The sequence below is a fragment of the Chryseobacterium sp. DZ-32 genome, assembly GCF_059587025.1.
Map to the genome: position 1 here is coordinate 161252 of NZ_JCAIOM010000001.1, position 21631 is coordinate 182882.

Consider the following 21631-nt stretch of genomic DNA (forward strand, 5'->3'; position numbering starts at 1 on the left):
GTGTTTTAAAATGGGCTGCATTAATCCAGCAGCACTCTGATTCCGAATTTCATATTAAAATGAAGGGGCTTTTCTTTATAAATGGTATTCGGAGCATTCTCTTCTTTAAAATGATATCCTATTCCCGGTTCTGCATAAATTCCAACCTTGTCAATGAGCTTCACCTGCAGGCCTGCTGCCGCATTAACAGAAAACTGGAAAGGTTTTGGGTCCAGACGTTCCTTCGAGGATTCCTTTATTTCATCATTCACAACATACGTTGTTGTAATATTTCCTGCTATCGGTTTTTCTACCAGGGCTCCGCCTGTAATGTATCCTGTGAATCTTCCTTTTTGAATGACATTATAATTAACCTGTACCGGAATTCCCAGATAATGAACCGTCTGATCTCCTTTAATATAATTGTTGTCACTTCCGGAATGCAGTTCAGAAGACAGCTTGGTATAATTCAGTCCTGTTCCTATTCCCCATCTTTTCCCTAAATTATAGTATACAGAAAGTCCAAATGTAACCGGCACTTTATGTCTGATTCTTGCTTCTACCGGCTGACTTTGATTGGCCAGTAATATGGCAGTCAGAGGATCATCATGATATTCGGAAGTCGTCCATACCTGCTCAACGTTCATCGCTTTTCCTGTGATTGAAGCATAGCCCGGAAACTGCTGTTCTGCAGAATTGGAAGCCATATTGCCTGTAAGCATACCCAGCATCCATGATTTTTTGTCTCTGGATTTTTTGGTATGACGGGTTGCATTTCCGGCATATACTTCTTTTATTTTTTCCTGTTTAAAAAGAATCTCATCATTTTTATTTTCTACGACCTGCTCTTTCGCTGTATCATCAACAGGAGATGTTTTCTGAGCGATCTTACTTTCCTGCTGAAAAAATTCTGAAACTGTTGGCAGTTTAATATTATCCTTTAGCTCATTTTTCCCTACGGTTTCAAAATATTTTCGGGTCTGTTCTTTCAACAAAGCTCCGGTATTCACTATATTTTCAGCTAATGGAGCTTCTGACACCGATGTCATTTCTTCTGCTGAAGCATGTTCGGCTCGTACAGGTTTTAAAGAATTTTTCTCTTTCCGCACGTTTGTCTGTCTCTGAGACAGCATTGTCTCTGTATCATTCTGTGGCCATAATTTTGTCAGCAAAAGCAGCAATGCAATAGCAGCAGCAATTCCTCCGATACGATAAAACAGGGATTTTTGACCTCTGCCAGCTATCTTTTCTGCCTTTTCCGTTTCTCCTTCATGCATTTCAGGAACAAATGCGGGAATGCTGCTATTTTCTTCTCCTGAAAATAATTCATCTCTGATGTCATCCCACAACCCTTCCGGAACGTCCTCTTCATGGTCATCCATTCTGCTTCGCAGATTATTTAGCCATTCGTTATTCATATTGTGCTTTTTTTGACATTTTAAATTCTTTTATTTTCTGGACAAGCAATCCTTTTGCCCGGTGAAACTGCGATGCAGAAGAATTCTCTGCAATTCCCAGCAGCCCGGCAATTTCTTTATGGCTTTTTTTCTCAAATACAAACAGGTTAAAAACAGTCCGGTAGCCATCAGGAAGAGCTCTGATCATCATCATAATATCATCGCGGGGGATTTCTTCAAAATCCGGGTCTTCTTCATTAGGGATATCCGGAAGATCATTTACTTCAATTGCTGATTTAAAGTCACCTTTCTGTTTAATATGCTTTAAAGATTCATTGACTGTGATACGGGTCATCCAGGCTTTTAAAGAACCACTACCTCTGTACTCAAAAGATTCTATCGAACGGAACATTTTGATAAAACTGTTTTGAAGCACATCATGAACATCTTCTTTTTCTGCCAGATAACGGGAGCATACATAGGACAGATTTCCGGAATAAGCTCCAAAAAGCTCTTTCCAGGCAGCCTCTTCCTTTTTCAGAAGGTGCTTTACCAAAATCTGTTCTTTACTTTCTTCCATATGATGCAACTGCCTCCGTATCCACCGGGATGTTATAAAACTGTCAGGCAAAAATAGATTGCATCTTTTTAATAAAGTGCAATCCATTGATGATACTATTTATTAATTTTTTATACAGAACGGGAAATTATAATCGATCACGTCATAAGGAGTAACCACTGTTCCGTCTACTGTAATTTTTTCTGCTGTGAGCGCATATCTAAGCGTTCTATCCATCCCTACATAATATCCTTTTTGCTTAGAAACGAATTCCACAGCCGTTTTTTTGTTTACTCCGTCTACCGGAATCTGAAGCTCCATTGTTTTTGGAGTAAGAGTAAGCTCTATCACATTATTTGCGGTATTGATCACTGCTGCATATTTAATATCATAGTTCACTTTTCCAAGTGATTTTATGGCAGTTTCAGCTTTTGCAGGATCCTTTACTACAGTTTTTACGATTTCACCTATTGGAAATTCGGCAAAAGAGATCGTATCTTTCTTTACTTTGAATTCTTTTATTCCCTCTCTTTTGGTAGTTCCTTGTACAATAATCATTTTTCCTTTATAGTTTCCTGGTAACTCTTCCATTTTTACAGGAGGAATGTCCGGTCCATCATTATCATTACATGAGAATAGGGTCAATCCTGCCAAAACCATTAAAACTGTCATAAAAAATCGGGGTACTGTCAATTTTTTCATTGCATTACATTTTCGTTAAACATTAATTATTTTCGAGTACTCATCTATATAAATCCTGTTTTCTGAAAATCTTGCATCCTTTTTTAGAAAAAAGAATAAAAAAAATTATAACCAATTGATTTTGTGCACATAAAATTTCATCTCTTCATTGCAAATTCCGTACCTGTTATAATAATAGAGTTGTATTGATGCGTCAAAACAGCAAAAAGGAAACTACATATATAGCTTCCTTTATTATTTTTTTAAGAAATATTCTACTGTACACCTCCGCCAAGTGCTCTGTAAAGATCAACCTCAGCATTTAGTTTTTCAAGGGTAACATTGATGGTTTCCAGATCATTCTGAAGTTTATTGTTCTGGGCAGTGATGACTTCCAGATAGGTTGCCATACCACTTTTATACAGCTTCAACGCATCATTGATTCCCTTGTCCAGAATTGCTGTTCTCTGTTCTAAAAGCTGTAGTCTTTCTGAAGAACCTTTAGACTTTGCCATAGCGTCGGAAACCTCTGCCACAGCAGTCATTACAGATTGTTTAAAATTGATGGCTGCTTTTTCCTGTTCAATCAAAGCTGTTTCATACGCTGTTTTCAATTCTTTTTTCTGAAAAACAGGCGCAGCAAGATTAGCAGCAATCGCTTTGGTAATAGATCCGGGAATATCAAACCATGAACTGAATTTATTGGAATTGACTCCTATTTGCGGGCTTAAACTGATACTCGGATACATGGCTGCTTTTGCCAGTCCGGTTTTTGAGTTGAGGTTAATTACGTTGAACTCTGCCATCTTCAGATCCGGTCTACGGCTCAGCAGTTGTGCCGGTAATCCTTCAGACAGTTTGTTTTCGGGAATCATTGTTTTAAGGGTTCCTTCTCTTTCTATCTTCGCCGGATATTCTCCGCAAAGGATGCTCAAAGCATTTTCCTGAATCGAAATATTCTGTTTTGCCAAAGGAATCAGCAGCTCAGCGGTTTTCTTCTGAGCTTCCGATTGCTGAACCGCCAATGAATTGATCTGTCCCGCTGTAAACTGAAGATTCATCATCTTGAGCGTGTTGTCGCTCAGCTCAATATTCTGTTCAGCAATTTTCAGCTGTTCATCAAGACTGATAAGGTTGTAATATGCCTGCGCAACCTGAACGACAATCCTGCTTTTGATGGCATTTAAATTTTCCTTTTGTCCAAAATATTCTGCTGCTGCAGATTCTTTCTGCATTTTAGCTTTTCCCCAAATGTCTACTTCCCAGGAAAGCCTCAGTGCAGCACTGAAATCATCCATGTATTTTGTACCGACAAACTGTTCGTTCAGAGAGCCGTTAAGGGTATTTTTGGAAGCCCAGCTTCTGTTTGCTCCTGCAGTGAAATCCAGTGTTGGCATCAAACTAAGCTTAGCTTGCTTGTAGATCAGATCCAACTGTTCTATATTTTTCAGGGCTACATTTACTTCATTGTTTCTTGAAAGGGCTTTATCTATTAAACCAATCAATTTTGGATCTTTGAAAAAAGTCTTCCATGGCAACACTACAGTATCGCCTGTCACCTGCACAGATTCTTTGTAGGTTTCAGGAATCTGAAGGTCTGTTCTTGTATATTTCTTCCCTACGGCACAAGACATCAGCAATGATGCCATTGCGCCTGAAATAAGGAAATTCTTTATATTAAATAGTCTCATTTGTCAATTGATTTTCTATCGTATTGTACTTCTTTTTGGCAGAGAACTTCTCATCCAGATACTGAAAGAACATGTAGAGTACAGGAATGACGAAAACTCCTAAAACCACTCCGCTCAACATTCCCATGGCAGCACTTGTACTGATGGATTTGTTTCCGGAAGCCATTCCTCCTGAAGAAACCATCAGCGGAACCATTCCTACAATAAAGGCTAATGATGTCATGATAATCGGACGTAACCTCGCTTTTGCCCCTTCCAGTGCTGAATCCAGAATGGAAAGACCTGCTTTTCGCCTTTGTATGGCAAATTCTACAATAAGGATGGCATTTTTGGCGAGAAGCCCGATAAGCATGATCAATCCTACCTGTACATAGATGTTGTTATCCAATCCGATGGCTTTTATTCCTAAAAATGCACCTACAATTCCTGTTGGGATGGAAAGCATTACCGCCAGAGGAAGAATATAACTTTCATATTGAGCTGCCAGTAGCAGATATACAAAAAGTAAACACAGTCCGAAGATGGCAATCGTCTGGTTACCTGCTGATTTTTCTTCCAAACTCAACCCTGTCCATTCGTAGCTGTAGTCAGATGGCAGTTTGCTTAAAGTCTGTTCCAGTTTACCCATCAATTCTCCATTACTTACGCCTGGTTTTGGAGATACGTTGATATTTAATGAATTGTAAAGGTTGTATCGCTGTACGGATTCCGGGCCGTAGACTTTTTTCAAAGTAATCAGCGTATTCACCGGTACCATATCCCCTTTTTCATTTTTTACAAAAATATCATTGAAGGCCTGTTCATCCATTCTGAAAACACCGTCAGCTTTAATATTCACTCTATAGAACTTCCCGAATCTTGAAAAATTCTGAGACTGATCTCCCGAGAAATAGGTCTGAACGGTTCCCAACAGATTGGAAATACTTACTCCCAGCTGTTTTGCTTTGTCTTCATTCACTTCCAGCTCCATCTGAGGATAATCTGCCCTGAACATCGTGTAGGCAAATGCTACTTCCGGAACCTGCATCAGCTGACCGATCAGTTCATCTGCTTTGGCCTTAAGAACCTGAGGATCTCTTCCCATACGGTCCTGAAATACAATTTCGGCATCATTCGTCATTCCGTAACCTTCTACCGGAGGCATTCTGAAGGTCATTACACTTCCTTCTTTGATCACTCCCAGTTTTGCATTCGCCATATCTACCACTTCCTGAATATCCTGAACCTCTCCTCTTTCTTTTTTAGGTTTCAGCTTAACAAATCCCATAGCATAAGCAGGCCCTGCGCTGTTACTAAGCAGGTTGTAACCTGTAATAGAAGTATTTTCCTGAACGGCTTCTACACCTTTTAAGATGTCATTGATTTTGTTGGAAACCTCTGTCGTTTTGGTCAATGCTGTTCCCGGAGGCATACTTAAAGTGTACATAAAGAATCCGTCGTCTTCCATTGGTACAAAACTTTTTGGCGTACTTGACATCAGCCAGCCTGCAACCCCGATAACGGCTATGATTAATCCTCCTGCAATCCATTTTCTTCCTATTAAAAATCTAACGCCTTTCGCATAACGATTGGTCATATTATTAAATCCTGCATTAAATGCCACAGCAAATCTTTGCCCGAATCCTTTTGGTTTTTTACCTTCTCCCGAGTGATTGTTTTTCAAAAACACGGCACATAAAGCAGGAGTTAAAGTCAATGCGTTAACTGCGGAAATAATAATGGCTATGGCCAGTGTATACGCAAATTGTTTATAGAATAACCCTGCTGAGCCGGACATAAATCCGATCGGGATAAAAACAGCAGACATCACCAAAGTAATGGAAATAACCGCTCCTGTAATCTCACTCATCGCCTTATGAGTTGCCTCTCTTCCTGAAAGGTCTGTTCCTTCCATATTGCTGTGAACCGCTTCTACCACTACAATGGCATCATCCACCACAATACCGATGGCCAGTACAAGGGCAAAAAGGGTCAGTACGTTGATCGTAAATCCCAGGACCAGAAGGAAGAAGAAGGTACCGATAATCGCCACCGGAACCGCCACTGCCGGAATAATGGTAGATCTGAAATCCTGCAGGAATATAAATACCACGATAAATACAAGGATAAAAGCTTCTATAAGTGTTGATTTTACCTGTCCTGTAGCTTCATCCAATCTTTCTTTGGTACTCATTACCTTCGTATATTTGATACCAGGAGGGAATGATTTTGATAATTGGTCAAGGGCTTTGTTCACCCCAATTTCAATCTGGTTGGCGTTGGATCCTGTAGTCTGCATGATCGCTACAGTAACCGCATTTTTTCCATTGGAAAGGTTATCTCCGGTATTTGAAATCGCTCCGAATTCCACACGGGCAACATCTTTAAGCCTGATGATCTGACTTCCTATATTTTTAACAATAATATTTTCATATTGTTCCGGCTTGTTCTTTTTTCCTTTATAGCGGATTACATATTCTAAGGCTGCATCAGATTCCTCCCCAAGTTTTCCCGGAGCTGATTCCAAACTGTGGTCTGCGATCGCTCTGGAAACATCTGCCGGCTCGAGTCCGTAAGAGGACATTTTCTGAGGATTAAGCCATATTCTCATGGAATAATCCTTAAGCCCGAAAACCATGGCCTGCCCTACTCCTTTTACTCTTTTAACCTGGGGAATAAGGTTGATATTCGCATAATTTTGAAGGAAAGTTTCATCATATTGTTTATTATCTTCCGTATAAATATTGAAAATCAATACCATACTGTTCTGCTGCTTGGAGGTGGTCAATCCCATTCTCACTACCTCCTGCGGTAGTATCGGGGTGGCCTGCTGTACTCTGTTTTGCACGTTTACGGCTGCCTGATCAGCATTCACTCCCTGTTTGAATATAATGGATATCGAGAATGTACCATCATTACTTGCTGTGGATTTCATGTATTCCATATCTTCCACTCCATTGATCTGCTCTTCCAGCGGTGTTACCACAGAACGGATCACGGTTTCACTGTTTCCTCCGGGATATGATCCTGAAACGGTAATCGTGGGCGGAGAGATGTCCGGGAATCTGGTCACCGCCAGCTGGTTTAATCCTATAATCCCTAAAATAACAATGATAAGGGATATTACCGTCGCCAGTACAGGACGGTCTATTATCTTTTTTAACATTTTTGAATTTTCTAAGAAAGGTTATACAACTATTTCAAAGGAACAGTGTGTGCCACCACCTGTGCTCCGTCTGTAAGGGCATCAATTCTGTTAATGGCAATCTTATCTCCTGCATTCACGCCTTCTTTGATAAAGTAATCCTGGGATGTACTTCCTGAAACGGTAATCTGTGTCATTTTCACTTTATCCTTACCATTCAGTTTATAAACAAAGAATCTGTCCTGAATATCTTTTACAGAGGTTTTCGGAAGTTTAATCACACCATTAAGGGCATTATGAATCATCACTCTGGCTGTTCCTCCGGCTCTTAATAATTTATCCGGATTCTGGAAAACAGCTTTCATCTGAATACTTCCGGTATTTCTGTCGAAGTTTCCGCTGGCATTTTCCAGTTTTCCTTTAAGAGAATAAGTGGAACCGTCTGCCAGGATAAGTTCTACATTTTCTGCTGTATTTCCTGATGCCGCAGCCTTGCTGTGTGCAATAAAATCAGCTTCGTTCATTGAAAAGTATACATTCACACTGTTGATGCTTGAAAGCGTGGTTAGTGGTGATGGATCAGACGGGCTGATAAGATTTCCTACTCTGTTCGGAATTCTGCCTATGTATCCGCTCACTGGCGCTTTGATATACGTAAAATTGGCGTTAATCTTTGAGGATCCCAATGATGACTGTGCCTGTGCAACTTGTGCTGATGCCGCTTTATAACTCGCCTGAGCGGTTTTCAGCTGCATATCGGAAACTACTTTTCCTTCTACAAGAGGTTTCAGTTTTTCCACTTCAAGTCTTGCTGTTTCCTGTGCCGCCAACGCTGATTTCAAGGCTGCTTCATTGGTATTGACCTGCTCGTTGTACACAGATGGATTTATTCTGAAAAGGGTCTGCCCTTTATTTACATACTGCCCTTCTTTGATATATACTGCCTCCAGATATCCCGTTACCTGTGCTTTGATATCCACATTGTCCTGTCCTTCTATGCTTCCCGGATATCCTGTAGACACGTCAGCATCTCCGGACTTTACCTGAATAAAATCTGTAGGCAATGCCTGCTGCATCTGCTGAGTATTTTCCTGGCCACTCCCAGAACCACACGAGTACAATATGGCTGCAGCTGTAAGTGAAAGTACCAGATATCCTTTTCTGTAATTCATAACATTGGTTTTTAAATTTTACAGGAGCAAAATAACTTCATCTTACAGTGATATTCATTCAGAAGTTGGGTGAAGTGTCATTAATCGCAGATGAAACGTATGATAGGAAAAATGAAAAGAAAACCGCTATTTTCCTTTGTAATTATGACAAAAAAGAGATTTTTATGGGGAAATAAGAGTGAAACCATTAAGGATAAACATATGGATTTCACAAGTAAAACGAAAAAGAGGATGTCTCAAAAATGTCATTCTGAACACGGACTGAAAGTCTGCAAACGAAGTTCATAAATGTAGTGAAGAATCTCATGTATTGGGATATTGATGAGATTCTTCCTTCGTCAGAATTACATAGGTCAAATTATTTGACTTTGAGACAGCCTTGTCTGTATTTTCCAGAATTAATAATCCATCCAGGATTTGAAAACGGAAGCTTTCTCCCGGCTTACAATCACTTCCATATCAGGCTGTTTCCTCAACTCCAGCTTTAGTTTTCCATTAAAATGATTAAAAATCTGTTTTACGGAATTGATATGAATGATAAATTGTCTGTTGGCACGGAAAAAGAATTTAGGATCCAATTGTTTTTCAAGTTCTTCCAGGGTTTGGGGAACATTTTCTACCACTCCCGTATTCAGCATGGCTTTGCTGATTCCCAATTCGGTATAAAAGTAAAGGATATCTTCTGCCAGCACGGTTTTATATCCGTCTCTGTGGGCGATCAGAAAACGTTTTCTGTAGTTTTTCGGCTGGATATAATTTAATAATCCTTCAATGGCTGTTCCTACTACCGGGACGGCTTCCATAAAGGTTTCATAGCGTTTTAAAGCAGCATCCAGCTCTTCTTCTTCAATAGGTTTCAGGAGGTAATCTACACTATTGTATTTGAATGCCTGTACAGCATATTCATCGTATGCTGTTGTAAATATGACGGCACTTTTAACTTCATGCTTGTTAAATATTTCAAAGCTGAGGCCATCTGCAAGTCTTACATCCATCATGATAACATCGGGAACCACATTATTTTCCAGCCAGTGTACTGTTGAGGTAATCGAGTCTTCCACAGACAGAATTTCGATATGGGGTCTTAACTTCAACAACAGTCTTTTTAACCTGTCTGCATTGGGTCTTTCGTCTTCAACAATTAAAACTTTATTAATCTTCATATCAATGGGAGTTTTACTATAAATTTATCTTCTGTTTTTTCAATCACAGGTTTAGGATATCCTAAGATTTCGTATCGTGCAATGATATTGGTAAGCCCTACTCCTGAGGAATCCGGCTTATTGATTAAAGGCAGAAATGTATTAGAGACTACCAGCTCTCCTTCAGGGTTTGTATAAACGTAAATTTCCAGAGGGTTTACTTTGGATGTCTGATTATGCTTAATAGCATTTTCAACCAGCAACTGTAAAGACAGCGGAAGGGTAAATCTCGATCTGTACTCTTCCTGAATATCTATTTTGAATATAACGCCTTCCCCTATTCTTTTTTCAATCAGAAAGATATAGGACTCTAAAAATTTGAGTTCCTCTTCTACGGCGATAATGTCTTTTTTGGAATTGACCAATAAGTATCTGTATACTCTCGCAAATTTCTCGGAATACTCATACCCCAACTGCTGATCTTCGAGGATGAGTTCTGACAACACACTTAAGTTATTGAAAATAAAATGCGGGTCAATCTGAAGCTTAAGTGCCTGAAGTTCTGCCGCCATTGCAGCCTGCTTGTGTTTTGATGCCCTCAGTTTGTGTTGGGCAGCTTCTACTGCTGTTTTTTTCCAGTTTTCCAATAAATAATCAACAGTATTAAAAGCGCTGATAATCAACGATATGACAATATTAGTAGCGATCCATTGTCCAAGAAGTGTATATTCTTTGCGGGAATCCATTTCAGGTAATGTTACTGAAGTACCATCTACAATTGCATTGATAATAATCACAATCAAAACACTTCCCACGATCTGAAGCAAACACTGAATGAATAATCGCTTTACGGTCCTGTTTCTCCAGGGCAGCCACTTATTGAGCGTCCTGTCTATAAAAATACTTACCTCAGAAATAATGATTGAAAAAAAGATAATCCATGTGGCATCTTCGAGAATCATTTTTAAAGGAGCATCAAGGTAGCCTTTCCAAACGGGATCAAAAGGATCAATAAGGTAGGAAAAAACGCAGAAAGTGACCACTGCTAACGCCCAGATCACCAGCCTTCTTTTCATGGTGGAAAGAATCTTCTTATTCCGTACTATTTTTTTCCTGATGGCAGAAATCCTGTTCATATCCGGGACTTTATGAATGTAAATATAGAAATAGATTTTATATGAATATCTTCTATTTTGGACGAGACCGCCAAAACAATACCTGAAACGTAAAATAGCAGAGTTAAAATGAATGTGACGGTTCATCACCTGAAAAAGACATTTCATCATCATTTTATGCAACATCACAGTATTTTTATAATCAGGGAATAACTGTCTATCATAGTTTTGTGGTATTAAATCCGGTACAATGAAAACAATAATTGTCTGCACAGATTTTTCCCACGAAGCTGAAAATGCCACTCATTATGCAGCATCTATGGCTAAAGAAAACAAATACAGGATTGTGCTTTTCAATCTTCAATCCGTTTCCATCCATGCCCTGAATGCCCAGGTTTCAGCTGATTTTTTCTACACTCAAACGCTTAAAAATCAGAAAAAAATGGAGGATAAGGCAGCGGAACTTAAAAGATTATATACTGTTGAAACCCAGCATCATCTGGCTTCCGGCAATTTTATTGAAGAGCTTGAAAACTGTATGCAGATTCACGATTGTGATTTTATTGTAATGGGAATGGCTGAAAAAACTCTGGAACAAAAGCTTTTAGGAAACAGGGTAACAAGAGCTATCCACAGAATTAAAAAACCGATACTCATTATTCCCGCTCATATAGAATATACAGGAATCAGAAAAATCCTTTTTGCTTATGATACGCACAAAAGCATGACCTGGTCTGCCATGAATGATATTTACCACTTTATTAATGAATTCAATGCTGAGATTGAGGTATTCAATGTAAGTGAAAGATTAGAAGATTTTGCTGAGGTTATTCATGATATTGACCTGAATTCCGGGTACGATCTGGATGATATTAAGTACAGCTTTAAAATGATTCAGTCCATTGAAGTCATCAAGGCGATTGAGGAGGAAATAAAACTGACCAGTCCGGATCTTTTAACCATGATTCCTTATAAATATAATCTTGTAGAATCTCTTTTCCATCGAAGCAAAACAGCCATAATGGCCTACAAGAATAAATTACCATTACTATCAATTCCCTTAAACATAGATTAAGAATCAATAAAAATCTGTTCACATTTGAATTATCCTTTTTGCCTTTAAAGGCTAAATTTTACACTTAATCTTGTTTAACAGGACCGGGAATAGATTTCCGGTCCTGTTTTTATTTTTACAGATTTACTATTACTTTTCCTGCAACGCGGCTGGTCTCTACCTCCAGGTGTGCCAGTGCTATGTCTTCAAACGGGAAAGTTTTATAAACAAATGGTTTCAATGCTTCCTGCTTCAATAAGCCCGCAATTGCTTCTGCAGTTTCTTTTTTAGACTGTACCATCATAAACTCAATATTCACCTTTTTCTGCCTGGCTCTCAATGCAATATCCTCAGGAATCTCAGGTGTCGGAAGTGTTATGATAATGCCATTCTCTTTCACAACATCTACCGAATCCGACAGCGTTTTTCCCTGAAGGGTATCAATGACGATATCTACATCCTGCACTTTTTCATGAAAGTTTTCCGTTGTATAATCAATATGTTCATCCGCCCCCAGCGACAAAACAAATTCTTTATTTTTACCGGATGAAACGCCGATAACATACGCCCCAAAATACTTCGCAACCTGAACAGCAAAATGGCCAACACCACCTGAAGCGGCATGGACCAGAACCTTGCTTCCTTTTTTAATTCCGGCAACATCCACTAAGGCCTGATATGCCGTTGAAGCAGCCATTGAGGCCGCAGCAGCCTGCTGATGGGTAATATTTTGAGGCTTTAATGCCAGATGAGCAGCCGGAGCAGCCACATATTCTGCATAGGCATTTCCTTTTCCAAAAAAATTGACCATTCCGAAGACTTCATCTCCCGGTTTAAAATCAGTTACATTTCTCCCGGTTTCCACTACTTCTCCCGAGATATCCCATCCTAAAATAACGGGTCCTTTTTCTTCAAAAATCCAGTTCAGAACTCCTTCATATGCTCTGGACTTTACATCTACAGGATTAATGCTTACCGATACTACTTTTACCAATACTTCATCATTTCCTATGACAGGCTTATCTATTTCCGCAAATTGAAGATTTTCAACGCCTCCTGCTTCGTTTACAATAACAGCTTTCATTTTTTTTGATTTTAATTATCGGGCAAATGTAGTCTCATCATATCTTTGCAGCAAGTATGTACTTTTTTGTAATCTACATACTAAAAATATACTAATACTGATTATCAAACCATTGAAAAAATGTTAAAAATAAAAAAAGTTACCAATGAGCCATCCTGTCCTGTTGACTATGCCTTTAAACGGATTGGGGGAAAGTACAAAGGCCGTATTTTATGGTATCTCCATCTGAAGACAGTTATGCGGTATGGCGAACTTCGTAAATCCCTTTCTGATATTACCCCTAAAATGCTTACTCAGACTGTCCGGGAGCTGGAAGATGACGGGCTTATCCATAGAGAAGTGTATCACGAAGTTCCTCCTAAGGTAGAATATTCTTTAACGGAAAACGGCGCCGAGCTCATTCCTTTTATTGATTATCTGCGGCTTTGGGGTGAAAAGCAGATTGAAAAAGAGAGAATAAAAAGGTAAATAGTTTCCTTCCAAACCATGAATGTTTATCATGGTTTTAATTTTATTATTGAAGGAGTACCATTGGATATTTTTACTTAAAAAAACAAACCTCGTAATTCCTATTCAACTGAATATCAAAAAGTCGTAAATTTAGTAAAGGATAAAAACAGTGTTTTCACCCTTTTTTATAGTTGTGCCGTTCGCTAATTTTGTTCCATAAAATTAAAACCATAAAAATGAAAACTTCCTTTTTTACTAAGATTTTAAGTCCCTTATGTGCAGCTCTTATTCTGGCATTTTGTCTGCTTAGCTGCACCGAACCTCCTAAAGAACCTGTAAGCAACAGTTATAAAAAGAAACTGATCAGCTACCGTGAAGGGCGAGTTCTTTTTGATGAATACACCAGAACCAATCATGAAATTCTCATGAAGTACAGAAACGGTGAACCCGATTCGAGATGGTACTGGTTTTCGCTTGAAGATATGGAAGGCTATATTAAATATGTAAAAGAAAATGCCAGAAAACAAAAATTAAAAAATCCAGGAATCAGGATCTACATGGGAAAATACCCGATGAATCATCCTAAAAACAGAATGGCAAAACCGGAATATGCAGGCTATCAAACTATATTTTTAGTGCCTACTGCCCAAAAAAGAGAAAGAGAGAAGGCCATGGCCAGATCAGCCACCACCGAAGAAAACACAGACGTTACTTCTATAGAATCTATGAACATGACCAATCTGGCCCCGCCACCAAAAACGTTATCGGAAACAATGCCTTAAAAAACACAGCATTATGAACTGGAATATTGAAACAGGGAAACAGATATCGATGGCCATATCCATTGTAGTGATGATTCTAATGGTCATAAAATACAGAAAAACCGGAAAGGAGAATTTATTTTTTATCATAGGATATCTGTTGTTTTCCGTGATTGATATTTCCTGTTATTTCTATTTCAAGCTGACCAATCTGCCTACGGACATCTTCTATGTAATTGGTTTTTTAATGATTGTATTTTTTCTGTACTTACTGTATTATTACCAATTATTATATGTTCCGCTGCTCAAAAAGATACAGACCATCATCCTGGTTCTTTTTGTCCTCAATATTGTTGTGATGTTTTATACAGAAGATGATCTGCTTCATCATTTTTCTTTTAATATGCTCTATGCAGATATCCTCCTGTTGCTGTTTTCAATCATTTTGTTCCTGTACCAAACCTTTAATTCTGATAAAGTATTGGAAATCAAAAATTATTTACCATTCTGGATATCAGTTGCTTTGCTAATATTCTTTATTGGAAGCATCCCGATATTCTTTTTTAGAACTACTGTATCAGAGACTATTTATTTTTTTATTTTATTTATGCTGAATCTGATCAGTAATGGCATACTCATATTGGGTTTAATCTGGAACAAACAGGAAAGAACAAGATAAATGCTTTGCAGATATGGAAGAGAATAATCTGGTTATCATCTTTACGATTACTTTATTCATCGTTGTTTTGACAATGGTCTTCATTTATGCGGTTTTTATCCGGAAAAAAACAACCCTGCTGATTGAGCAGAAGGAAAAAGATCTTCGGTTTGAAAAGGAACTGGCAACTTCACAGGTAGAAATGAAAGAACAAACGCTCAATTATATAGGGCAGGAACTGCATGATGATGTGGGACAGAAATTATCTGTGGTCCGCTTACGCCAAAACCAGCTGATTACCAAACTCCGGAATTCAGAAAAAGAAGACCTCATCGAGCTCAATGAATTATTGGGAGAATGTATACAGGATATAAGAAATCTTTCTAAGACATTAATCACTGAACAGATCATTCATTTCGGACTGGCAGAATCCATTGAAAGAGAAGTTAAGAGGATTAAAAAACTGAAATTATTAAAAATAGAATTCATCACACAAAAGCAGGATATTGATATTTCGCCTAAACACGGACTGATCCTTTTCAGAATTATCCAGGAAAGTATCAATAATATTTTGAAACATTCCAAAGCCAAAAATGTTTCCATACACATGGAGGATGACTGTGAAAAACTACATATCAGTATCTCGGACAACGGAAGAGGCTTTGATATCGATAGTAATCAGGACGGCTCAGGATTAAAAAACATGGAACTGAGAGCCAAACTGATTCACGCTGAACTGTCTATACATTCAGAACTGAATAAAGGAACACAAACTTTGATAACCTATCATAAAAATTTATTATGAAAACAATTCCCATAGCGATCGTTGATGATCATACCTTAATCTCCAAAGCACTGGAGAATATGATCACAGAAAACACTCAATATCGGGTCATTATGAATCATCCCAACGGAGAAGAATTTATTGCGGGCGTGGAAAAAGCTTCTGAATTACCTGCCGTAGTCCTGATGGATGTTAATATGCCTTATAAAAATGGTATAGAAACTACAGAATGGCTTACAGAGCATTATCCCGATATTAAAGTCATTGCCCTTACCATGGATGATGATGAAAGAATATTAATTAAAATGTTAAAGGCCGGCGCTAAAGGCTATCTGCTGAAAGACATGCAGCCTTCTATCCTTTTCCAGGCTATTGAAACGGTATTTGAGAAAGGCAGCTTTTATACTGATTTTGTAGCCCAAAAGTTATTGAAAGTAAAAACAGAGGAAGCGAAAAATGCCTCCCTGCTTTCTGAGCTGAGAGACCGGGAGAAAGAATTTATCAAATGGGCCTGCAGCGAACTTACTTATAAGGAGATTGCTGACAAAATGTGCCTCAGTCCTAAAACCATTGATGGCTACAGAGATTCGGTTTTTGTGAAACTGGATATAAAAAACAGAGCGGGTCTGGTACTTTTTGCTTTGAAGCATGATTTGTGCTGACTTAATTTTTAATCCTATTTATTCCCTGAAAAAATAAACATTTTTACATTCTATTGACGAATCCGGCAGCTTTTCAACCTGCCGGATTTTTATTTCACAACTCATTCATTTGCAAACGAAAAGGTGTTTTTCCTTTTTCAAAATACGGTTTTCTCCTCTGTTTTTGCTCTTCTGAAAGATGGAATTTTGTCATAGAAAAAAGCACAAAAAGGCAGCCCCCGAAAAGCCGGAACAGAGTAGGGAATATTTTTAAAACTAATACAATGAAAAAAGCACTTATCGTAGGAATTAATGATTATGCACCCATCGGATACGGAGGTCCGGATCTTAACGGCTGTGTAAACGATGCGAGAGATATGGCAAACACATTGGTGATCTGTGGTTTTAGTCCAGCAAAGATTAAAATCCTGACCAATCAGAATGCTACAAGAGCGAATATATTGAACTATCTGAAATCCATGATCAGCACGAGTGTAAAAGGAGATTCTCTTGTTTTTTATTATTCAGGACACGGAACCAGAGTGGCCAATATCGGATCGGATCTTGAACTGGATGGTTTGGACGAAGCTATTTGTCCGCATGATTACGCCAATAACGGTGTCATTCGGGATGATGATTTTAAAACTGTTCTCAGCAAGCTAAAAGCCGGAGTAAATATGGAAGTTATCTTCGACTGCTGTTATTCGGGAACAGGAACCAGAAAAATGGATCTGGGACTGGAAGCTGATCTTCTCAACGAAACAGCCCGCTATATCCCTCCAATGCTTGAGGATGAATTTTATCTCACTTACGCCAGTGAAATGGAGACTTCTAAAAGTTCAAAAAAATCAACCGTTCTCACTAAAGCGCTTGTGCCTGTTACCGGAATGAATCATACGTTATGGGCTGCAGCAAAAGACAATCAGGTATCCATGGAAGGAAATATCAGCGGACAGATACGAGGCTATTTTACGTATCATTTCTGTAAAATATTACGTGCTACCAACGGTAATATTGTAAGAAAAACTCTTGATAAACAGGTTGCCATTGCCTTAGCGGCTATGGGAGCTGCCCAGATCAACCAGACAGAAAGCATCACTGCAGAATTTTCACAAAAAATATTCACTTAACTAATAACCATTACCGGCGGAATCCGAAAAGCCATCAAAAGAGTAGGAATATACCAGATTAAAAATAATAATCATGTCTAAAACCGAAAACAACAATCCAATGACCGCTGAAGAAGTGTCAAGACTTAGAGCTGTCAAAGCAAAATCAACTGAAAAACCAGAAGTAATTGAAAAATTATTTAAGCTGGCTCCGGCTATGGAAACCATTAACGGAAGAACTTTTCCTAAAGGGATGAAAACAATAGGAATGGCTATGGATGAAAAAACAGCAGAAAACCGGGCACTGGAAACTGATCATTTCTACCCTACTCATGCTGATTTTGAGTACAATCCAAAGCTTGAACCGAAAAGAGACCGTAAACCTAAATTTATCGACAGGGATTCTTTCCTGACTCCTGAAAATGCAAGAACCATTTTTGGAGTCGATCAGAGAAAAGTATACAATTCTACAGCCTATCCGTGGAGATGTGTCGGCAGAGTAGAAAGTTCTCTGGGTTCAGGAAGCGGTGTAATGATCGGACCAAGACACCTTCTTACCTGCTCTCATATCGTTGACTGGCAGCCTAATAATACAACAGGATGGCTGAAATTCACCCCGATGTATTACAACGGAAGCGCTCCTTACGGAACTGCCTGGGGTACTTTAACGTATTACAAGTATAAAGTTGCAGGACCTTCTATTGATTCTACAGAGATACAATATGATTATGTGGTAATTGTATTGGACAGACCTATCGGAAACAGCACAGGCTGGTTAGGCTCAAAATCCTATTCCGATTCATGGGATGGAGGAGCTTACTGGACTCACGCAGGATATCCGGGAGACCTTACCGGAACGCAAAGACCTACCTACCAAACAGGTATCGCACTGGATGGAGATTTCTGGAGTGCTGATGACAACGAAAGCATGAGTCATAAAGCAGATATATGGCCTGGACAAAGCGGAGGCCCTTTCTGGGGATATTGGGATGGCTCTCCGTATGCTGTAGCAACTCAAAGCGCGCATAATCCAAGCGATAATTTTGCAAGTGGCGGCTCGGATTTAGTGAATCTGGTCATCAGAGCGAGAAATGAACATCCTTAATTTATTTTTTTAGTTTAATAACCCCGGCCGCCTTTGAAGGCGGCCGGGGTTTATTTCGGTTTAAAATGTTTCTAAAACTATTCCAAGTCATTATAAATTTGGCTTTGGACTTGGCTTTGCTACCTGACTTATTAATTTTAACCTATTGAGCATATTTTAAAAATCTAAAATGAAAAGTTTTTCTGAATAAAAATTATTACTTTTGAATTAACACAAATTTATTATATGAAAAATTTATTTATACTTTGTTCTATTTTTACTTTTTTGTCATTGTCCGGACAGGAAGAAAAGGTTATGAATCCTCCCCCTCCAAAAAATTACAAAGAAATACCAGAAAATTACAATATAGATGATAATTTAGTATATTTTAAAATTGAAAAACTATCTAAATCCTTTAATTTTGCGATTTTTGATAATGATATTTTGCCCGTTGAAAATACTTTTATTTTTTCTTTTATTGTAGAAGAAAATAGAACTATATCTAATATAAAAATTGAAAAGGGGAAAAACGAAAAAATACAAAATGAGTTAAAACACCTTATTTTTTCAGCTAAACTTCCTGCAACTTTTATTAACGATAAGGTAACATCAAAACGTTTCTATAGATTAAAATTTATTTTTGATTATAAAAAGAAAATTCTTAAAACAATTCTTTTATAAAAGTAGTTAATAATAATTACCATTATATATTAGACAAACTAGGAAGCTCGTTATTCAAATTCAAGTAAAAGAATTATAATTTTATTAACAAATTAAACCACTCAAAACTGAGCGGTTTAAAAATTACTTATTCTTCCTCATATATACTTAAATATAGAGGCTTATCTTCTTCCAGACACTCTCTTATAATATCGTGAAGACGTAATAAATCTCGTAAAGCCTTATCATTGTCATTGATATCAATAGGCCGGATATCAAGTTCTATAGTTTCTCCTTTATAAGTTACAGTATCTGTTCCTTCTTTTATAGGAATATGCACTCTTAATGATAACCAGTATTCGATTTGTCTTTCCAAAGCCTCATTAAAAGCCATTGTTTCTTCTTTCGTAAGAGGTGAATCTTTATAATCTGAAGATTCCAATCTATTAGGAATAGATTTACGAATTATTTGCAAATAATCCTCATCAGAATACATATATTTTGAACCATGTACATATCTATTCGCTCTATTGGCAATAAAATCAAAATGATCTTGATTATGTTTTGCTGTATTACTAAAAGTTATTTCCATATTATTTCTTTAAAAAATTAATTATTACCTCATTTTCTGTGATGTATTGAAGTCCATATCTTACTTTACCGAATCCTTTTGCTTTCATTTTAGAACCTGTAAAAGTTGATAATGCGGCTTCTTCGATACTTTTTCCAGCAGCTCTTGCTTCCCAGAATTTAGTTAGGTTAATAGATTGGCCTCCATAATCTTCATACATTGTTGCTTTTTTCCACCATCCTATAACTCCATCCAGTTGACCAAATTTTTTATTCGTCTGATAAAAAGCCATTGCATCAGAAAGAACCAAATCTCCTAATCCTGAATACTTATCAGTAATTGCTTTCGGACAATAAGCATCCTTTCATTACCATAAACAAGTAAACGAGTTGCTTGAGCACTTTTCTCATCTACTAACCGGGTAAAACAATTTAATTTCTGTGCTTTAAAACACTATTTGAAAATAAAAACTACCCTTTTGGGTAGTTTAGATACTATTCTTCTTTAGTAATTCTTAAATACACAGGTTTATTCTCTTTCAAACACTCTTCACAAATTTTGTAAACTCTATAAAATTTATCAATCCAGTTATCTTGATCATTCTTACCTAATGGTGTGCCATTTAATCCAATAGTTTGACCTAGAAACTCTATTTTAGTCCTTTGATCAGGTTCCGAAACTCTTGTAGACAATAATTGTTTAATTTTATTTTCTAAAATTACCTTTAATTTTTCTGTTTCTTCTCTATCCAAAGCATCATCATTAAAAGGTATTTTTGATAACTTTCTTTCAAATAAGTCTAAAGCTAGTCCTTCTGCAAATGCAAAGTTACTCCAACCCGCTGCCTTATAAAACTTACCCTTATCAAGGTTTTGCCCCCATTCTCTTTCAGATTTATCCGATAAAGTAACATTAGATAATGTAATATCTATTTCCATAATAACTATTTTAAAAAATTTAATTGTACTCCGTCTCTTGTAATTTTTTTGGAATCTAAGATTCTTACTTTTGTAAATCCAAACTTCTTAGCTTGTTTACCTGCAAACGTTGAAAAAGCTGCTTCTTCATATGACATTCCATTATCAAAAGCTTTCCAAAATTGATCCAAATTGATGGATTGGCCACCATAATCTGTATAAATATCTGCCTTTATCCATATGCTCACTGTTCCGTCTACTTTACCATATTTTTTAGCATTTAAGAAATATTTTAGCCCGTCTTCATAAATAATTTGTCCCAAACCAGAATATTTATCCGTGACTTCTTTTGGGATATTAAGATCTCCGTATAATAAATGTTCGCCTTCTTTTATCGGTAAACCTCTTAATCTATACTTATCATCCAAAAGCTTAATCGTACTTTTAATATCAATTTCTTTACCTCTAAATATTAACCTATAATAAAGGTCGTTTTTATTAGGTGATCTGATAAGTTGTCCTATATTGTTACCAAGTTCATCAAACAAATTAAACAACATTTTTACTCCTTTCTCTGGGGCTTTCCCTAAAAGTGAGACATCTTCAACCGAAACAATTCTTCTTCGGTTGACAATGGTTTCTAAATACTCCCCAACTTTTTCTGAGCTATAGCTTACTTTTCTTATATCCTGCAAAACTTTCTGATACGCTTTATCATAACGGCTTCCCTGAGCAATAATCTCACCTTTATACACCAAAGCGAACCTCCTGTTACTCTTTATTGAGCCTATGGCATCAGGATTAACACCTCCCTTTCTTCCAATACTCTCCATAATGGCAGCAGCATCAAGCTCCATAAAGAATGCTCCATTCTGTATCAATGCATCACATTCCGATGTTTTTGAAATAAACCCTGCGCTTGGGATTACCCATTCTGTTGGATTAAACATACGGAGATCTTTCCTTTGATAAACTCCGCTGTTCAAATCCAAAAATAA

The 21631-nt window shown here is 37.6% G+C and carries 22 protein-coding genes; 9 read left to right on the forward strand and 13 right to left on the reverse strand.

Annotated features, from left to right (window positions below; translation table 11 throughout):
- Positions 1 to 20 precede the first annotated feature (20 nt).
- The 8 genes from AC59HC_RS00680 to AC59HC_RS00715 all read right to left on the reverse strand — a co-directional run bounded on the left by AC59HC_RS00680 (position 21) and on the right by AC59HC_RS00715 (position 10881).
- Positions 21 to 1397, reverse strand: a complete 1377-nt coding sequence (locus AC59HC_RS00680) for a porin family protein (RefSeq protein ID WP_496557809.1) — start codon at positions 1395 to 1397, stop codon at positions 21 to 23.
- Positions 1390 to 1956, reverse strand: a complete 567-nt coding sequence (locus AC59HC_RS00685; protein ID WP_288444291.1) for an RNA polymerase sigma factor — start codon at positions 1954 to 1956, stop codon at positions 1390 to 1392. The genes AC59HC_RS00680 and AC59HC_RS00685 overlap by 8 nt, the downstream gene beginning before the upstream one ends.
- A gap of 102 nt (positions 1957 to 2058) precedes the next feature.
- Entirely contained in the window at positions 2059 to 2637 is a 579-nt protein-coding gene (locus tag AC59HC_RS00690) for a DUF4840 domain-containing protein (RefSeq protein WP_496557810.1), read from the reverse strand.
- 254 nt (positions 2638 to 2891) lie between these two features.
- Positions 2892 to 4307 carry an efflux transporter outer membrane subunit gene (locus tag AC59HC_RS00695; protein ID WP_496557811.1) on the reverse strand — a complete coding sequence of 472 codons (1416 nt, stop codon included), beginning with the start codon at positions 4305 to 4307 and terminating at the stop codon, positions 2892 to 2894.
- Positions 4294 to 7452: an efflux RND transporter permease subunit gene (locus tag AC59HC_RS00700; RefSeq protein ID WP_496557812.1), complete on the reverse strand. Its 3159-nt coding sequence runs from the start codon at positions 7450 to 7452 to the stop codon at positions 4294 to 4296. The genes AC59HC_RS00695 and AC59HC_RS00700 overlap by 14 nt, the downstream gene beginning before the upstream one ends.
- A gap of 29 nt (positions 7453 to 7481) precedes the next feature.
- Positions 7482 to 8603 carry an efflux RND transporter periplasmic adaptor subunit gene (locus AC59HC_RS00705; RefSeq protein ID WP_496557813.1) on the reverse strand — a complete coding sequence of 374 codons (1122 nt, stop codon included), beginning with the start codon at positions 8601 to 8603 and terminating at the stop codon, positions 7482 to 7484.
- Between the two features lie 398 nt (positions 8604 to 9001).
- Positions 9002 to 9766, reverse strand: a complete 765-nt coding sequence (locus AC59HC_RS00710) for a LytR/AlgR family response regulator transcription factor (protein WP_496557814.1) — start codon at positions 9764 to 9766, stop codon at positions 9002 to 9004.
- Positions 9763 to 10881, reverse strand: coding sequence for a sensor histidine kinase (locus AC59HC_RS00715; protein ID WP_496557815.1), 1119 nt, complete (start codon positions 10879 to 10881; stop codon positions 9763 to 9765). Before AC59HC_RS00715 ends, AC59HC_RS00710 begins: the two co-directional genes overlap by 4 nt.
- A 229-nt stretch (positions 10882 to 11110) precedes the next feature.
- Here AC59HC_RS00715 and AC59HC_RS00720 point away from each other — a divergent pair, with 229 nt between their 5' ends.
- Complete coding sequence (locus AC59HC_RS00720) at positions 11111 to 11935, forward strand: universal stress protein (RefSeq protein WP_496557816.1); 825 nt, start codon at positions 11111 to 11113, stop codon at positions 11933 to 11935.
- 115 nt (positions 11936 to 12050) lie between these two features.
- Here AC59HC_RS00720 and AC59HC_RS00725 read toward each other — a convergent pair whose 3' ends face one another.
- The gene (locus AC59HC_RS00725; RefSeq protein ID WP_496557817.1) at positions 12051 to 12998 is read right to left on the reverse strand and encodes an NADP-dependent oxidoreductase; all 948 of its coding nucleotides are present in this window, start codon (positions 12996 to 12998) and stop codon (positions 12051 to 12053) included.
- A 120-nt stretch (positions 12999 to 13118) separates the two neighbouring features.
- Between AC59HC_RS00725 and AC59HC_RS00730 the strand changes: the two genes are divergently transcribed.
- The 8 genes from AC59HC_RS00730 (at position 13119) to AC59HC_RS00765 (ending at position 19166) form a co-directional block, all read left to right on the forward strand.
- A complete protein-coding gene (locus AC59HC_RS00730) occupies positions 13119 to 13466 on the forward strand; it encodes a winged helix-turn-helix transcriptional regulator (protein ID WP_496557818.1) in 348 nt (115 codons plus the stop codon).
- 218 nt (positions 13467 to 13684) lie between these two features.
- The gene (locus tag AC59HC_RS00735; protein ID WP_137904498.1) at positions 13685 to 14230 is read left to right on the forward strand and encodes a hypothetical protein; all 546 of its coding nucleotides are present in this window, start codon (positions 13685 to 13687) and stop codon (positions 14228 to 14230) included.
- 13 nt (positions 14231 to 14243) lie between these two features.
- The gene (locus AC59HC_RS00740) at positions 14244 to 14888 is read left to right on the forward strand and encodes a hypothetical protein (protein ID WP_496557819.1); all 645 of its coding nucleotides are present in this window, start codon (positions 14244 to 14246) and stop codon (positions 14886 to 14888) included.
- A 13-nt stretch (positions 14889 to 14901) separates the two neighbouring features.
- The gene (locus AC59HC_RS00745) at positions 14902 to 15672 is read left to right on the forward strand and encodes a sensor histidine kinase (RefSeq protein ID WP_411414128.1); all 771 of its coding nucleotides are present in this window, start codon (positions 14902 to 14904) and stop codon (positions 15670 to 15672) included.
- Positions 15669 to 16313: a response regulator transcription factor gene (locus tag AC59HC_RS00750; RefSeq protein WP_062672986.1), complete on the forward strand. Its 645-nt coding sequence runs from the start codon at positions 15669 to 15671 to the stop codon at positions 16311 to 16313. The genes AC59HC_RS00745 and AC59HC_RS00750 overlap by 4 nt, the downstream gene beginning before the upstream one ends.
- Positions 16314 to 16576: 263 nt before the next feature.
- A complete protein-coding gene (locus AC59HC_RS00755) occupies positions 16577 to 17422 on the forward strand; it encodes a caspase family protein (protein ID WP_496557820.1) in 846 nt (281 codons plus the stop codon).
- 73 nt (positions 17423 to 17495) lie between these two features.
- Complete coding sequence (locus AC59HC_RS00760; RefSeq protein WP_496557821.1) at positions 17496 to 18506, forward strand: trypsin-like serine peptidase; 1011 nt, start codon at positions 17496 to 17498, stop codon at positions 18504 to 18506.
- A 225-nt stretch (positions 18507 to 18731) separates the two neighbouring features.
- Positions 18732 to 19166: a hypothetical protein gene (locus tag AC59HC_RS00765; RefSeq protein ID WP_110009055.1), complete on the forward strand. Its 435-nt coding sequence runs from the start codon at positions 18732 to 18734 to the stop codon at positions 19164 to 19166.
- A 127-nt stretch (positions 19167 to 19293) separates the two neighbouring features.
- Here AC59HC_RS00765 and AC59HC_RS00770 read toward each other — a convergent pair whose 3' ends face one another.
- The 4 genes from AC59HC_RS00770 to AC59HC_RS00785 form a co-directional block, all read right to left on the reverse strand.
- Entirely contained in the window at positions 19294 to 19737 is a 444-nt protein-coding gene (locus AC59HC_RS00770; RefSeq protein WP_110009054.1) for a hypothetical protein, read from the reverse strand.
- A 1-nt stretch (position 19738) separates the two neighbouring features.
- Positions 19739 to 20008 (reverse strand): hypothetical protein, encoded by a 270-nt coding sequence (locus tag AC59HC_RS00775; RefSeq protein WP_496557822.1) that lies wholly within the window; start codon positions 20006 to 20008, stop codon positions 19739 to 19741.
- A gap of 202 nt (positions 20009 to 20210) precedes the next feature.
- A complete protein-coding gene (locus AC59HC_RS00780) occupies positions 20211 to 20654 on the reverse strand; it encodes a hypothetical protein (protein WP_496557823.1) in 444 nt (147 codons plus the stop codon).
- A gap of 5 nt (positions 20655 to 20659) precedes the next feature.
- A complete protein-coding gene (locus AC59HC_RS00785; RefSeq protein ID WP_496557824.1) occupies positions 20660 to 21583 on the reverse strand; it encodes a hypothetical protein in 924 nt (307 codons plus the stop codon).
- Positions 21584 to 21631 lie beyond the last annotated feature (48 nt).